The sequence below is a fragment of the Nocardia alba NBRC 108234 genome (genome assembly GCF_001612665.1).
In the GTDB taxonomy this organism is placed as follows: domain Bacteria; phylum Actinomycetota; class Actinomycetes; order Mycobacteriales; family Mycobacteriaceae; genus Nocardia; species Nocardia alba.
Genome location: NZ_BDAX01000002.1, coordinates 748,958 through 761,662, shown reverse-complemented (window position 1 = coordinate 761,662; position 12,705 = coordinate 748,958). Strand labels below are relative to the sequence as shown.

At 66.2% G+C, this 12,705-nt stretch carries 15 protein-coding genes; 6 read left to right on the top strand and 9 right to left on the bottom strand.

Annotated elements, in window-relative coordinates; translation table 11 throughout:
• Positions 1-105 precede the first annotated feature (105 nt).
• Both NA12_RS05160 and NA12_RS05155 read right to left on the bottom strand, forming a co-directional pair.
• A complete protein-coding gene (locus NA12_RS05160; RefSeq protein ID WP_067446584.1) occupies positions 106-885 on the bottom strand; it encodes a class I SAM-dependent methyltransferase in 780 nt (259 codons plus the stop codon).
• Between the two features lie 349 nt (positions 886-1,234).
• Positions 1,235-1,873: a hypothetical protein gene (locus NA12_RS05155; RefSeq protein ID WP_067446581.1), complete on the bottom strand. Its 639-nt coding sequence runs from the start codon at positions 1,871-1,873 to the stop codon at positions 1,235-1,237.
• 36 nt (positions 1,874-1,909) lie between these two features.
• On the opposite strand from NA12_RS05155, the gene NA12_RS34085 reads away from it, so the two are divergent.
• Complete coding sequence (locus tag NA12_RS34085) at positions 1,910-2,086, top strand: hypothetical protein (protein WP_165914810.1); 177 nt, start codon at positions 1,910-1,912, stop codon at positions 2,084-2,086.
• A 61-nt stretch (positions 2,087-2,147) separates the two neighbouring features.
• Here NA12_RS34085 and NA12_RS05150 read toward each other — a convergent pair whose 3' ends face one another.
• Together NA12_RS05150 and NA12_RS05145 are read right to left on the bottom strand one after the other, a co-directional pair.
• Positions 2,148-2,507 (bottom strand): nuclear transport factor 2 family protein, encoded by a 360-nt coding sequence (locus tag NA12_RS05150; RefSeq protein ID WP_067446578.1) that lies wholly within the window; start codon positions 2,505-2,507, stop codon positions 2,148-2,150.
• 89 nt (positions 2,508-2,596) lie between these two features.
• On the bottom strand, positions 2,597-3,583 hold the full coding sequence (locus NA12_RS05145) for a helix-turn-helix transcriptional regulator (RefSeq protein ID WP_067446575.1): 987 nt from the start codon (positions 3,581-3,583) through the stop codon (positions 2,597-2,599).
• Positions 3,584-3,686: 103 nt separating this feature from the next.
• Between NA12_RS05145 and NA12_RS05140 the strand changes: the two genes are divergently transcribed.
• Positions 3,687-4,073, top strand: a complete 387-nt coding sequence (locus NA12_RS05140; protein ID WP_067446572.1) for a VOC family protein — start codon at positions 3,687-3,689, stop codon at positions 4,071-4,073.
• An 87-nt stretch (positions 4,074-4,160) separates the two neighbouring features.
• Here NA12_RS05140 and NA12_RS05135 read toward each other — a convergent pair whose 3' ends face one another.
• Together NA12_RS05135 and NA12_RS05130 are read right to left on the bottom strand one after the other, a co-directional pair.
• Positions 4,161-5,312 carry a hypothetical protein gene (locus NA12_RS05135; RefSeq protein WP_067446568.1) on the bottom strand — a complete coding sequence of 384 codons (1,152 nt, stop codon included), beginning with the start codon at positions 5,310-5,312 and terminating at the stop codon, positions 4,161-4,163.
• A gap of 12 nt (positions 5,313-5,324) precedes the next feature.
• The gene (locus NA12_RS05130; protein WP_067446565.1) at positions 5,325-6,251 is read right to left on the bottom strand and encodes a metal-dependent hydrolase; all 927 of its coding nucleotides are present in this window, start codon (positions 6,249-6,251) and stop codon (positions 5,325-5,327) included.
• A 119-nt stretch (positions 6,252-6,370) separates the two neighbouring features.
• Between NA12_RS05130 and NA12_RS05125 the strand changes: the two genes are divergently transcribed.
• A complete protein-coding gene (locus tag NA12_RS05125) occupies positions 6,371-6,979 on the top strand; it encodes a TetR/AcrR family transcriptional regulator (RefSeq protein ID WP_067446562.1) in 609 nt (202 codons plus the stop codon).
• 3 nt (positions 6,980-6,982) lie between these two features.
• Here the strand turns inward: NA12_RS05125 and NA12_RS05120 are convergent, their stop codons facing one another.
• The gene (locus tag NA12_RS05120; RefSeq protein WP_067446558.1) at positions 6,983-7,762 is read right to left on the bottom strand and encodes a crotonase/enoyl-CoA hydratase family protein; all 780 of its coding nucleotides are present in this window, start codon (positions 7,760-7,762) and stop codon (positions 6,983-6,985) included.
• Positions 7,763-8,016: 254 nt separating this feature from the next.
• Here NA12_RS05120 and NA12_RS05115 point away from each other — a divergent pair, with 254 nt between their 5' ends.
• The 3 genes from NA12_RS05115 (at position 8,017) to NA12_RS05105 (ending at position 11,186) form a co-directional block, all read left to right on the top strand.
• Positions 8,017-8,436: a YciI family protein gene (locus NA12_RS05115; protein ID WP_067446555.1), complete on the top strand. Its 420-nt coding sequence runs from the start codon at positions 8,017-8,019 to the stop codon at positions 8,434-8,436.
• 6 nt (positions 8,437-8,442) lie between these two features.
• Complete coding sequence (locus NA12_RS05110; protein WP_067446552.1) at positions 8,443-9,729, top strand: RNA polymerase sigma factor; 1,287 nt, start codon at positions 8,443-8,445, stop codon at positions 9,727-9,729.
• Positions 9,730-9,827: 98 nt separating this feature from the next.
• A complete protein-coding gene (locus NA12_RS05105) occupies positions 9,828-11,186 on the top strand; it encodes an MFS transporter (RefSeq protein ID WP_067446549.1) in 1,359 nt (452 codons plus the stop codon).
• Positions 11,187-11,241: 55 nt separating this feature from the next.
• Here the strand turns inward: NA12_RS05105 and NA12_RS05100 are convergent, their stop codons facing one another.
• Both NA12_RS05100 and NA12_RS05095 read right to left on the bottom strand, forming a co-directional pair.
• Positions 11,242-11,718 carry a nucleoside deaminase gene (locus tag NA12_RS05100; protein WP_067446546.1) on the bottom strand — a complete coding sequence of 159 codons (477 nt, stop codon included), beginning with the start codon at positions 11,716-11,718 and terminating at the stop codon, positions 11,242-11,244.
• Entirely contained in the window at positions 11,715-12,695 is a 981-nt protein-coding gene (locus tag NA12_RS05095) for an ornithine cyclodeaminase family protein (protein WP_067446543.1), read from the bottom strand. Before NA12_RS05095 ends, NA12_RS05100 begins: the two co-directional genes overlap by 4 nt.
• Between the last annotated feature and the right edge of the window lie 10 nt (positions 12,696-12,705).

Sequence of the window (12,705 nt, the reverse complement as noted above, 5' to 3'; positions counted from 1 at the left end):
TGTGGACCACGCTGATCGGCACATGCGGATACCTGACACTCGCGGATCCCAACCGCCGGCCACGCGATCTGCGCCGGAAATTCACGTGTGATATCACGGGCAAGGTCAGTGCTCGGTCCTCGCGACTGCCAATAGGTGTGCGCTCGCGTTGATCAGCAGCGGGTCTCGCTCTAGTAGCCGTGCACAGTGCAGTGCCGCTGTCACAAGGGATCGGAAGCTGTGTTGTCCGGCGTGATCGAGTGTGGGCCAGGCCGGACCTTCTATTCCGTAGGTAATGACATCGACGAGTCCGGCTGCTTCGATCTCGGCACCGAATTCGTCTGCCGTATGCCAGTGAGTTCGAACGAAACCGACGTGGCCGTCGTAGTCACCCGTGGTGATCACCTCGCCCACCGCGGTTGTCAGTGTGTCGTCGAGGGTGCCGTTGGTACCGGTCTCCAGGGCCGACAGGTAGCGACTGATCGCGGCCGCGATAAGAACGCCTCCGGGACGAAGCACGCGTACGGCCTCGTGCAAAGCTGTTGTCCGGTCGACGGATTCGGTGAGGTGGTACAGGGGTCCGAGCAGTAGGACAGCGTCGAAGCTGTTGTCGGGGGCGGGCAGCCGCCGCGCATCGCCCAGCTCGGCGGTTACCCCGGGTAGTGTCGCAGCTGTCTCGACGTGTAAGGGCACGGGATCGACGAGGTGCACGATGTGACCGTCGTGCGCCAACCATTCGGCGTGGACCCCGGTCCCGCCGCCGACATCGAGCACTCTCATCGGAGCCGTGAGGGCGCGACGGATCAGTTCTTGTGTGCGAAGGAACTCCAGACGGCCGTGAGGGGACCTGGAGAGACGATCGTTCTCCGAAGCACCGGAGTAATGCTGTGCGAGATCAGAAGTCATGCCCAATGCTCGACCAGCGCAGCACGCGGCGGCAAAGGATTATCGGTACACCTTGCTTTGGGTGGAGGCCTGGGCCGGACCCACGCCACTGTCGCGACACAACAGGGAGTTGGCCTAACGCTCAGCTGTCCCAACGCATCTGGCCGCGAGAGCTAGCATCCGAGCATGCGGGCCGACATCGACCGGGGCCTCCATATCGCTTGCCTGGCAGCAGGTGTCGACTGGTCCTGGACGATCGGCAACCTGGAAGACGGGAAACGGATATTGCCGCAGAGGCAGCCGCCATGCAAGGTCTGTGGCACGACGCGAATCCTAGCCATCCACAACGACAATCGGTCCGACGCCGAGATCAGTGTTCGGGAACACGCACCGTGATTTCCCCGCCGAGGTGATACCCCTCGGCCAATCGCAGGTTGTCGCCACTCCAGAATCTGCCCGGGTCATACCAATTCGGACGTCTTTTCGGCAACAGGGCCATGGCCTCATACGTCATGGCGACGATCTCCGCGCAGTAGGCGTTCTCCAGACCGGCTTGATCGGATTCGCGCTTTTTCGACCGCTTCGGAACCGGTACCCGGCCCAGCAACCAGCGCCCCGCCAGCGCGCCGGTGGAGGGGAAGGGCATGCCGTCCAGCCTCGCCACCACCCGCAGCGCCGCATCCTCCATCTCGCGGGTCACCGGCCGATCCAGCTGACGCAACCACGCCTGTTGCCCGTATTCCTGGCTCCATCGGATGACCGCGGCCCGCAAATCGTGCAGCTGGGCTCCGCGATGATGGTTACCCGACCAGATATCGGGCAGTGCCCGACCGAGCTCGGCATGCCATATCAGTGCCGGTAGATCATCGATGACCACGGCCATGCCGACGTGGTTCACCGGACTGTTGGTCAACCCCCGGATCGCGCGGTCGGCGCCGGAATGCCCACGGAACAACCATAGATCTCCCGTTCGCGTCTGCTCTACTGCTTCGTCCAAGCTGATACTCATCGGTGTTTCGCGTGGCACAGCGACTAGCCTAGGCGCATGCGCTGGTGGAAGATATTGGGTCTGGCCGGGACCGCGGGTGTCGCGGCGACCGGGGTGGTCATCGTCCGGGCCGAACGCAAACGTCGGGCATACACCCCGGACCAGGTCCGCGAACGGCTGCACGCGCGCCTCGGCGATGATTCCAACCGAACGAGTCCCACCACGCCGGAGTAGGTAGTCGCGATCCCACGGCACTGAGGGCTCAGCTCGGCAGGCATTTCCTGGAATCGCGTATTCAGGCCAGCGGTGTTCCCTGGTGAAAATAGAGGGTCCATCTGCCGTCGCGAAGCAGCCAGATCGAGCTGCGCACGGCCGTTCTCTCCGGGCTACGCGTCCGGTAGGTCACGTGAATGACAGTGGTTCCCAAGCGAACCGCGGTCATCTCGTCGACTGTGGGGGTCGCCGAGGTGTCGCGGCTCATCATATCGAGGATCGACTCCTTGTCCCACACCCTGCCGGACGCGCCGAACTCGTGAAACTCCGGGTCCAGCAGCGCAGATGTTGTCTCTCGGGAGTTGCGGATATCGCGATCCGTCAGCCGCAGCTCAGCCGCCACCACACACTCGATCTCGGGATCTTCGCTCGTGAAACGCACGGGCACAGTTTTCGCACTCGAACAGCGACCGGCAATGGAATTTCCGGACGCCGCATCGAAGTCGAATACGCCGGAACGGCCACTCCGCGTTACCGGACGGTGGGATTCTGGTCAGGTGTTGTGGCCGCGGTGAGGCGCTGGCCCAGGGCGCGCACGGCGTCGGTGAGGGCGTCGGGGTGTTCGATGACGAAGGGGCGGTCCAGGGTCGCGAGGACGGGAGGGATCCAGTCGAGGTGTTCGGCGCGGATCAGGACTCGGATCCACGGGGTGGGGTCGGTGGGTGGGGAGTCGATTTCGTGCAGTATCGCGATGGTTTCGGGCAGATGTGGACGGACTTGGGCGAGTGTGCCCTGGACCCGAATCGACACGTCGTGTCGGTAGGGGGCGGTGGCGAGAGCGATGAGGAGATCGGTGGTCGGGTCGAATTCGACAGGTGGAGTGAAGGTTTCGGGGAGTGTGGTCGTATCGGCGATGCGGTCCAGTCGAAACCGGCGTAGGGCGTCGCTGGTGATGTCCAGCGCTGTGAGGTACCAGCGGCCGGAGTGGGCGACGAGTCCGTAGGGGTGCACGGTCCGTCGAGTGGGTTGTCCGTTCCGGTCGGTGTATCCGATCGCGACCGATCGATGTTCGTGGATAGCCTCGGCGATGCCGAGGAGGACGGCGGTCTCCGCCGGGATTTCGGGGTCTGTGCCGGTGGTGAATTCGGCGGTGGTCATCAAGGCGTCGAGGCGGGCACCCAGGCGGGTGGGCAGGACACGGCGGAGTTTGGCTGTCGCGCTGGCGGCGGCGTGGGGTGAAGTCGTGGAATGGCCGGTGAGGAGTCCGAGTAACACGGCCACCGCCTCGTCGTCGGTCAGCATCAGCGGAGGCATCCGATAGCCGGGCGCGAGGCGGTACCCGCCGTAGCGGCCGCGGACCGAGTGGACCGGGATATCGAGGTCGGTGAGATGGGTGACATATCGCCGGACAGTGCGTTCGTCCACGCCCAACTGTGCGGCGAGTTCGCCGACGGTATGGGTGCCGCCCGCCTGCAGCAGCTCGAGTAGGGCCAGGACTCGGGCAGTGGGGCGCGTCATCCGGCAATTCTCCCATCGATACCGGGCGGAAACTGTCCGGTATCGCCTCTACCGTGGGATTCGGCGGTGGAACTCACCGCCCTGCCGACATCAGGAGTGCGCAATGAACCTTGTCTCGATCCGCCTGATCACCGACGACATCGAACAGCTGGTCGACTTCTATCAGCGGGTGACCGGCATCGAAGCGCGTTGGGCTACAACAGACTTCGCTGAGATTGTCACGCCGGTCGGCACGCTCGCGATCGGAAGCGTCCGTACTGTGGCATTGTTCGGCGCGGGCAGTGCGCGCCCGGCTGACAACCACACCGCGATCATCGAGTTCATGGTCCCCGACGTCGACGCCGACTACCGCAGGTTGCGCGACACCGTCGAGGACTTCGTCAACGAGCCGACGACGATGCCGTGGGGCAACCGGTCACTCCTGCTTCGAGACCCCGACGGCAACCTGGTCAACCTGTTCACCCCGGCTACCGTGCGAGCAGTCGGGTAGGGCATCGGCAGCGCCCGCCTGGAATGTCTCGCCGCAGGTGAGAAGCCATACGGGAGAAGATATTCGGCGGACGCCGCCGACGGCGGGTCAGCCGGGGACTTGTGCGGCTGTCGCCACGGGTGTGTCCGGGGTGGGTCGGGCGCGCGGCACGGTGAAGGTGGCCACCACCGAGGCGATCGCTACCGCGAAGCAGGCCGCTGTGTACCAGAGGTTTCCGGTGGGGTCGCCGTTGGTCGTCTCGCCGTCGACGGCGGCGAAGAAGTCGGGCAGGGAGGCGATCCAGAGGCCGGCGAAGACGACGAGGTAGAGGGTGGCGAATCGTTGGACGAAGGGGTCTTCGTACTGCGGGGGCGTGGCGGTTCCCCGACGGAGCTCGGTCCACTGGCGGACCATCACCACCCCGGCGACCACCGCGAGGACGGCCAGTTCCAATGCGTAGACGATGCCGCGCACGGTGGTGCTGCTCATGCCGATGACGGTGGCGGGAAGGGGGAGCAGGAACGTGCCGAGCGAGGCCAGCAGGCCGATGACGATGGTGCGCCAGGTCAATTCGACGCCGGAGAAGTGTCTGCCGTCGTCGACGTGGCGGCCGACGAAGAACTGCACGCAGAACGCCAGCGACATCGGCCACAGGAAGGCGAAGACGACGACGCTGCCCATCGGCACCGAATCGAACATCGGCTGGTTGATCGGGTTGTCGATCGTCCATTCCCACCAGCGCAATTGGGGGCCGAGGTGATCGAAGATCTCATAGAAGGCGTGGTGGACGAAGCCGACGCAGGTGGCCCCGATCAGGGTGCCGTAGCGGCGGAAGATGCCGAGTATCCGGACGATGCCGAAGGCCATCGTCGCCATCAGTGGGTAGATCGCGATGATGTAGATGGGGAGGCGGCCCCAGAGGAAGTCCACGGTGAAGACGTTGTGCGCGAACATCGTATCGATGTGTTCTTCGATGCCGAACGCGGCGGGGAAGTACAGCGGCGGTTCGATGATGAACAGGTAGGCGCATGCGCCGAACCACAACACGAGATTGGTCGGGTCGCCGTGGCGGCGCAGGCGGACGATCGCGAACCAGAGCGCGAGAATCGCGCCGACGACGATGGTGAGTTCGAGGACCGGCAGGGTCCAGTTCTCGAGGGCGAACGGATTGCGGAACTCGACGAGTCCGCCCGCCTCCTCGCAGGAGAAACCGAGCTCGTGCGCGAGCTCGGCGAAGGTGGTGGAACAGTGTTCGGCCATTGGGGCTACCTTCTACGAGCTGACGGAATCGGCGGTGTACCAACGGGTTACGTCGTAACCCTGCTCGTAGCGCTGAAACCACTCGTCGGCGAGTGCGGGCAGGTTCTCGTGCTCGGGATTGTGTCCGGGCGTCTGGCTGCGGATGATGCCGCCCAGTGCGACGAGCTGTTCACGCAGGCCGAGGTCGTCGAACGCGCGCGGCATCGTCCCGTTGTCGGCGGGCCGCAGGAACGGCAGCCACCGGCGCAGGGTCTGGCCCCGGCGGTAGTTGGCGAACATCGACAGCGCGTCGACCTGCCGTTCTTCCAGTGGTACATGCTCGTTGAAGCCCACGCACGCCACCCGGATCACCTGCAGGACATGGCGGAAGATCGATGCCGCCACCCGCATGCGGTAGAGCTCGCTGTCGACCACCGAATTGAAGATGATCAGCGCCGAGCTCCGATGCTCGACTTCCTCGACGAAATGCCAGATGAACAGTGAGGCGACGCGGTCATCGCCGGGGGCGAACAGATTCTTGTCGTTGTCGAGCATCAACTTGAACACCGGCGTGAATGTCGCCTCGAGGTCGGCGACGTAGGCGAGGCGGTACTTCACCGAGGTCTCGGCGGTGAGCTTGTCGAACTCGGCGATCACCGCGTCGAGGGTCTGCTGCAAGCCGGGATAGCGGCGGATCAGCGCCTTGACGTGCTGGCGATGCGCGGTCGAATGCTGGCCCTCCTGGCGCATGAACGCATCGGCCTCCGCGGCCACCTCGGGGTCGGTGATCTGCGGTTTCGCCTGCGTGATCAGCTGCACGATCATTTTCTCGAAGCCGATCGCCAGGAACGAGACGGCATTGGCCATCGACGAGAACGCCGGGTTCTGCGGATTCCACAGGAACGGCACGTCGTAGTCGGAGAACGCGAAATCCATTTTGCGGACTTGAAGGTCGGTCACGGTGAGTTACCTCGTTGTTCGGCTACGGCTGACCCAAGTAATCATACGACTAGTCCGTTCTGTGTATGATAACTTTTCGGGAATTCGCTCTGACCTGGGGTTGTGCTACCGTCCACCTGGTGGCGCGTAGACGTGGGTGGGGCGGCAGTCCGCCGGGTGACGATGCGGAGGCGACGCGCCGGATCGTCGCTGCCGCAGTCGAATTGATCGGCCGGACCGGTGCGGAGATCAGCATCGCCGACGTGGCGGAATCACTCGGCGTCATCCGTCAGACGGTCTACCGATATTTCCCCAGCGCCGACGCGCTCATGACCGCCTCGGCCATCGCCTCGGTCGACGGTTTCCTCGATCGACTGACCCACCAGGTCGGCGGTCTCGGCGACCCCGTCGAAGCGATGACGGAGGCCGTCGTCTTCACCCTCGCCGACATCCGCAGAACTCCCCACATGGGAATTCTGCTGTCGAGCTCGTATTCCAACGCCCACCCGGAAGACATGACCTCCGATGCGGCCCAAGCCTTCGGCATGACCATGATCGGCCGCTTCGATGTCGACTGGGCCGCTTACGGATACGACGAGCCCGCGCTGCGCGAGCTCGTCGAATACGTCCTGCGCACGATGCAGTCGTTCATTCTGTCGCCGGGCAACCCGGCGCGCTCCGACGAAGAATTGCGCCGTTACCTGCATCGATGGATGGGATCGGCGATCGGAGCGCAGCAGCGGGACTGAACGTCAGCGCGCCTGCCAATTCGGCTTGCGCTTCTGCGCGAAAGCCACGGCGCCTTCGCGCATGTCCGCGGTCTGGGCGACGGCCACGATCTCACGGTTGGTCTGGTCCCAGGCGGCGTCGTCGGCGAGCTTGCCGTCGAGCAGGCCCAGCGCCACCCGCTTACTCGCCTGCACCGCCAGCGGCGCGTTCTCGGTGATCCGACCGGCCAGCGCCAGCGCCGCGTCGAGGACCTCGGCGGCGGGCACGACACGGTTGATCAGTCCCAGTTCCAGCGCGCGGGCCGCGGTGATCGGCTCGCCGGTGAGGATCATCTCCATCGCGACCTTGCGGGGCAGCTGCTCCGGTAGCCGGAACGCGCCACCGGCCGCGGCGAACAGGCCGCGAGCGACCTCGGGCAGGCCGAAGGTGGCGGTGTCGGCGGCGACCGCGAGATCGCTGGCCAGCACGAGTTCGGTGCCGCCGCCGAGCGCGAAACCGTTCACCGCGGCGATGGTCGGCTTGCTGATCGGGTGCCGGACGTACCCGGCCAGGTTCCAATCCTCATGTCCCGGTGCGAGAATCGACTCGCCGCGGCTCAGCGCTTTCAGATCCGCGCCCGCGCAGAATGCTCGCTCGCCCGCGCCGGTGAGCACCACCGCGCGGATCTCCGGGTCGGCCTCGGCTCGCTCGAGGGCCTCGCCGACTCCCGCGCTCACCTCGGCGTTGACCGAGTTCATCGCCTCGGGCCGATTCAGCACGATAACGAGCACGTGCTCGCGTTGCTCGACGAGAACTGCGCTCATGGGTGACTCCTTCGTTGGATGGCTGTCGGCATGACAAACCTGTTCGATCTGTATCACGCCGGATGATCTCGAATACCCGAATCGGGGATTCGAGATCGTCGTCGGCGCGCGCATCCGGTAACCGTCGTAGGCTGCCGAACGCTCGCGAAAAAAGAATTTTCGGCCGGGTGTCGATCCGCAGCGGTGCCCGTTCGACCTAGGGATGAACGCAGGGCCCGGCAGGCGGGTCCACACCGATCCGAGGAGACGAAACCATGAAGTTCATGCTGATCATGCGCGCCACCGACGAAGCCTGGGCCGCGGCGGCCGATATCGACTTCAACGAGATGCTCGAGACCATGGGCAAGTTCAACGACGAGTTGATCAGCGCCGGGGTGCTGGTCGCCGCCGAGGGGCTCGACGACGCGGCCCAGGGCGTGGTCGTGGACTACTCGTCGGAGACCCCGGTGGTCACCGACGGGCCGTACGGGGAGACGAAGGAACTGTTCGGCGGGTTCTACATTCTCAACGTGGCCTCCAAGGAGGAGGCGATCGAGTGGGCCAAGCGGATGCCGGTCGTGGTGCCGGGCACGAAGACCGAGATCCGTCGGGTGCCGAGTATCGATGAGTTCCCGCAGGACAATGTCTGGGTCGTGAAGGAGCGCGCGTGGCGTGAAGCCACCGGCCAGGTCTGAACCACGATGAGCGACCACTCCGGCCGTGAGGCCGTCGCCGCGGTCTGGCGGATCGAATCGGCCCGGATCGTCGGCGCGCTCGCGCGCTACACCCGCGACTTCGCGATGGCCGAGGATCTCGCCCAGGAGGCCTTCGCCGAGGCGCTGGTGACCTGGCCGCGCGAAGGCGTGCCACGGCAGCCGGCCGGATGGTTGCTCACCGTCGGCAGGCGCCGGGCCATCGACGCGTTCCGGCGTCGCGCCGCCCTCGATGACCGCTACACCGCCCTCGCCGCCGATCTCGGCGAGGGCGACGCGCTCACCGGCGGCGACCCGGTGCGGGCCGGGCAGGATGTGCTGTGGGATCCCGATCAGATCGATGACGACGTGCTCGCGCTGATGTTCATCTCGTGTCACCCGGTGCTCTCCCGGGAGGCGCGATTGGCACTGACCCTGCGCGTCGTCGGCGGTCTGACCAGCGACGAGATCGCGAAGGCGTGCCTGGTGCCGACCGCGACCGTGCAGGCGAGAATCACCAGGGCGAAGAAGACCCTCGGCGCCGCCGAGGTCCGCTTCGAGGTGCCGACCGCCGCCGAGCGCCGGGCCCGGCTGGGATCGGTACTCGGTGTCATCTACCTGATCTTCACCGAAGGATCCTCGGCCAGTACCGGCGACGACCTCATCCGGTTCGACCTGGCGGGGGAGGCGCAGCGGTTGGCCCGCGTGCTGTCTCGGTTGATGCCCGACGAGCCCGAGGTCTTCGGACTGCTGGCGCTGCTGGAACTGACCGCGGCGCGGTTCCCCGCCCGCACCGGTCCCGGTGGGGAGCCGGTCCTGCTCGAACAACAGGACCGGCGCCGCTGGGACCGCTCGGCGAGCCGGCGCGGCCGTGCCGCGCTGGTGCGAGCCGGCGCGGTCGGTCGTGGTCTGGGCGCCTATGGACTCCAGGCCGCGATCGCCGAATGTCACGCCGTCGCACCGTCGGTCGAGCGGACCGAGTGGGAACGGGTGGTCGTGCTGTACGAGGCGCTGAGCAGGCTCGCGCCCTCACCGGTGGTCGACCTCAACCGGGCCGTCGCGGTGTCGATGGCCGACGGGCCGGCCGCGGCGTTGCCGATCGTCGACGAGATCACCGCATCCGGTGCTCTGTCCACCTCGCACCTGCTGCCCAGCGTGCGCGGTGAACTGCTCACCCGGCTCGGCCGCACCACCGAAGCCCGTGCGGAGCTCACCGAGGCCATCCGCCGGTGCGGCAACGAACGGGAGAAGACCGTCCTCGCGACAAAGCTCGCTGCCCTCACCTGCGCCGAGTAGCTCGACAGCGGCCACAAATCCTTTCTTCGCGCGCTCGTAACGTTTGCTCGAACAGTGGCCGGGTATTCGTGAAAGGCGACGACGAGAGGGTGCTGTAGATGTCAAAGGAATCGAAATCGGTGCTGCACCGAGCAATCGGTGCGTCCGCGATCGGTAATGCGGTCGAATGGTTCGACTATGGTGTCTACGCCTATCTGGCGACCTATATCGCCAGGTCGTTGTTCCCCGGTGACGGCGAGTCCGGGGTGGTCTACACACTTCTCGGTTTCGCCGTATCGTTCCTGATCCGGCCGGTCGGCGGCATGATCTGGGGTCCGCTCGGTGACCGCATCGGGCGCAAACGGGTGCTCGCCACAACGATTATTCTGATGGCCGGATCGACCCTCGCCGTCGGCCTTATTCCGAGCTTCGACATGATCGGTATCGGCGCCCCGATTCTGCTGTACGCGCTGCGCATGATCCAGGGACTTTCCGCCGGTGGTGAATACGGCGGCGCCGCGACATTCATGGCCGAATACGCGCCGGATCGCAAGCGCGGATTCTATGGCAGTTTCCTCGAAGTCGGCACACTCGCGGGCTTCACCCTCGGCAACCTGGTCGCACTGCTGCTGGTGAATGTGCTCGACGACGCGTCGATGGATTCGTGGGGTTGGCGCATCCCGTTCATGATCGCCGGTCCGCTCGGCCTGATCGGCATGTACCTGCGCAGCCGGGTGGAGGACACCCCGGTGTTCCGCGAAGTCGAGAGCAAGGACGAGATCGAGCAGGTCTCCGGCGTCTACCGCGATCTGGCGACGAAGTACCTGCGTCCGGTGCTGACCCTGTTCGGCCTGGTGATCGCGCTCAATGTGGTCAACTACTCGCTGCTCAGCTACACCCCGACCTACCTGGGCACCACGCTGGGAATGGAGGAATCCGATGCCCTGCTGGTGCCGCTGATCGGCCAGCTCGCGATGCTGTGCGTTCTGCCGTTCCTCGGCGCGCTGTCGGACCGGATCGGGCGCAAACCGATGTGGATGTTCTCGTGCGCGGCGATGATGATCGCGGTCGTCCCGGTCTACCACCTGATCGGGTCCTCGCTGACCGGCGCCATCGTCGGCTTCGCGATCCTCGGCCTGCTCTACGCGCCCCAGCTGGCGACCATCTCGGCCACGTTCCCCGCGATGTTCCCCACGATCGTGCGATTCGCCGGCGTGGCGATCGGCTACAACGTCGCCACCTCGATGTTCGGTGGTACCGCCCCGGTGATCAACGAGGCGCTCATCAGCGCGACCGGCAACAACATGGTGCCCGCGTACTACATGTTCGGTGCGTGCGCGGTCGGCCTCGTCTCGTCCTTCTTCCTCATCGAGACCAAGGGCGTCTCGTTGCGCGGTACCCAGGTGCCGGGCACTCCCGAGGCGATCGAGGAACAGCGTGAGCTGGGTGAGCCAGTCGAGGTTGTCCCGGTGAAATAGACCGGGCACCGAGGGCGCGGCGTCGATCCGGCGCCGCGCCCTCGGTGTCTTCGGGCTAGTTCTTCGCGGCCGCGCGGAATACGGCGAGCGCTTCCTCGCCGAGGTGTGGTCCGCTGACCTCGACCGCTATGTTCGAGCTGGCGACGACCTCGGCGCAGGTGAGTCCGAAGCTGGTGCCCGCGGGCATGATCGGCCCGAATTCGGCCGCGGCCGCGGCGAAGACGATACGGCCGACCCCGGCCCACACCATCGCTGCGGCACACATCGGGCACGGCTCGCCGCTGGCGTAGACCGTGGCGCCACCCAGTTCGGCCGCGTGGCCCGCGGCGGTCGCGAGGGTGATCGCGACCAGTTCGGCGTGGGTGGTGACATCGCCGGTGGTGTTCACCGCGTTCACACCCTCGGCCAGGACCGCGCCGTCGTGGCCTACCGCGACCGCGCCGAAAGGACGATCGCCGAGCGCGGTGGCGTGCCCGGCCAGGTCGATGGCACGGCGCAGATGGGTGATGTCGAGATCGGTCAGCTCGCTCATGAGGTGAGATCCACTTCCGTTCCGATGCCGTTGGCGCGGGCCTTGTCGATGAGCAGGCGGGCGGCGGCCAGATCCTGCAGGCCGATGCCCACCGAATTGAACAATGTGATGTCGTGGTCGTCGCGACGGCCGGATGCCCGGCCCGCGATCACCTCGCCCAGTTCGGTGCTCACCGCGTCCTGCGTGATCGCGCCTTCGGCGATGGCCAGCAGGGTGTCGCCGGACTTGGTGAGCGTGGTGCCGATCGAGTCTACGACGACCCTGGACCGGCGCATGGCCTCGCCGTCCACCTCGCGGTGATCCGCCCTCGGCGGTGCGCCGACGGCGTTGACGTGCAGACCGGCGCCGAACCAGGCACCGTGGACGATCGGTTCGCGTGACGGAGTGAGGGTGCACAGCACGTCGGCGGCCCGGGTGATCGCCTCCGGGCTGTCGAGGGCGCGCACCTCGAGGCCGAGATCGGCTATCGCACTGCGGAATCGGTCGACCGTGGCCGCGCTGCGCGACCAGACCAGCACAGTCTCGAGCGTCCGCACGGTCGCTATCGCGCGCGTGTGCTCGACGGCCAGATTGCCCGCGCCGATCACACCGAGTACCGAACTCGATTGTCGGGAAAGGTGTTTCGTCGCCACCGCACTTGCGGCGGCGGTGCGGACGGCGGTGACGAGGCGTCCGTCGATCAGTGCCTCGCAGCTACCGTCGGCCGCCGAGGTCACCACGATCACCGACCGCTGCACGGGCAGGCCGCGCTCGCGATTGGCGGGCAGGTCGGCGAGCAGCTTCACCGCGGCGGCACCGGCGGATTCGGCGGCGGCGACCATCGGTACGAAAGCCGCCTCGCCGAGGGTCATCGCCGGTGGGGCGGGGACGAACGCGGTGCCCAGCGCCAGATCGGCGTGCGCGCGCTCGACGGCGGCGAGCACCTCACCGCGGTCGAGGACGGCGGTCACATCGGAGTGCGACAGGATCAGAGTCAACGGTGGCTCC

Coding starts and splice junctions, on each gene's coding strand:
- NA12_RS05110 (WP_067446552.1), top strand. CDS start 8,443: ATGAGCGACCACTCCGGCCGTGAGGCCGTCGCCGCGGTCTGGCGGATC.
- NA12_RS05140 (WP_067446572.1), top strand. CDS start 3,687: ATGAACCTTGTCTCGATCCGCCTGATCACCGACGACATCGAACAGCTG.
- NA12_RS05160 (WP_067446584.1), bottom strand. CDS start 885: ATGACTTCTGATCTCGCACAGCATTACTCCGGTGCTTCGGAGAACGAT.
- NA12_RS05100 (WP_067446546.1), bottom strand. CDS start 11,718: ATGAGCGAGCTGACCGATCTCGACATCACCCATCTGCGCCGTGCCATC.
- NA12_RS05145 (WP_067446575.1), bottom strand. CDS start 3,583: ATGACGCGCCCCACTGCCCGAGTCCTGGCCCTACTCGAGCTGCTGCAG.
- NA12_RS05105 (WP_067446549.1), top strand. CDS start 9,828: ATGTCAAAGGAATCGAAATCGGTGCTGCACCGAGCAATCGGTGCGTCC.
- NA12_RS05155 (WP_067446581.1), bottom strand. CDS start 1,873: ATGAGTATCAGCTTGGACGAAGCAGTAGAGCAGACGCGAACGGGAGAT.
- NA12_RS05115 (WP_067446555.1), top strand. CDS start 8,017: ATGAAGTTCATGCTGATCATGCGCGCCACCGACGAAGCCTGGGCCGCG.
- NA12_RS34085 (WP_165914810.1), top strand. CDS start 1,910: ATGCGCTGGTGGAAGATATTGGGTCTGGCCGGGACCGCGGGTGTCGCG.
- NA12_RS05135 (WP_067446568.1), bottom strand. CDS start 5,312: ATGGCCGAACACTGTTCCACCACCTTCGCCGAGCTCGCGCACGAGCTC.
- NA12_RS05120 (WP_067446558.1), bottom strand. CDS start 7,762: ATGAGCGCAGTTCTCGTCGAGCAACGCGAGCACGTGCTCGTTATCGTG.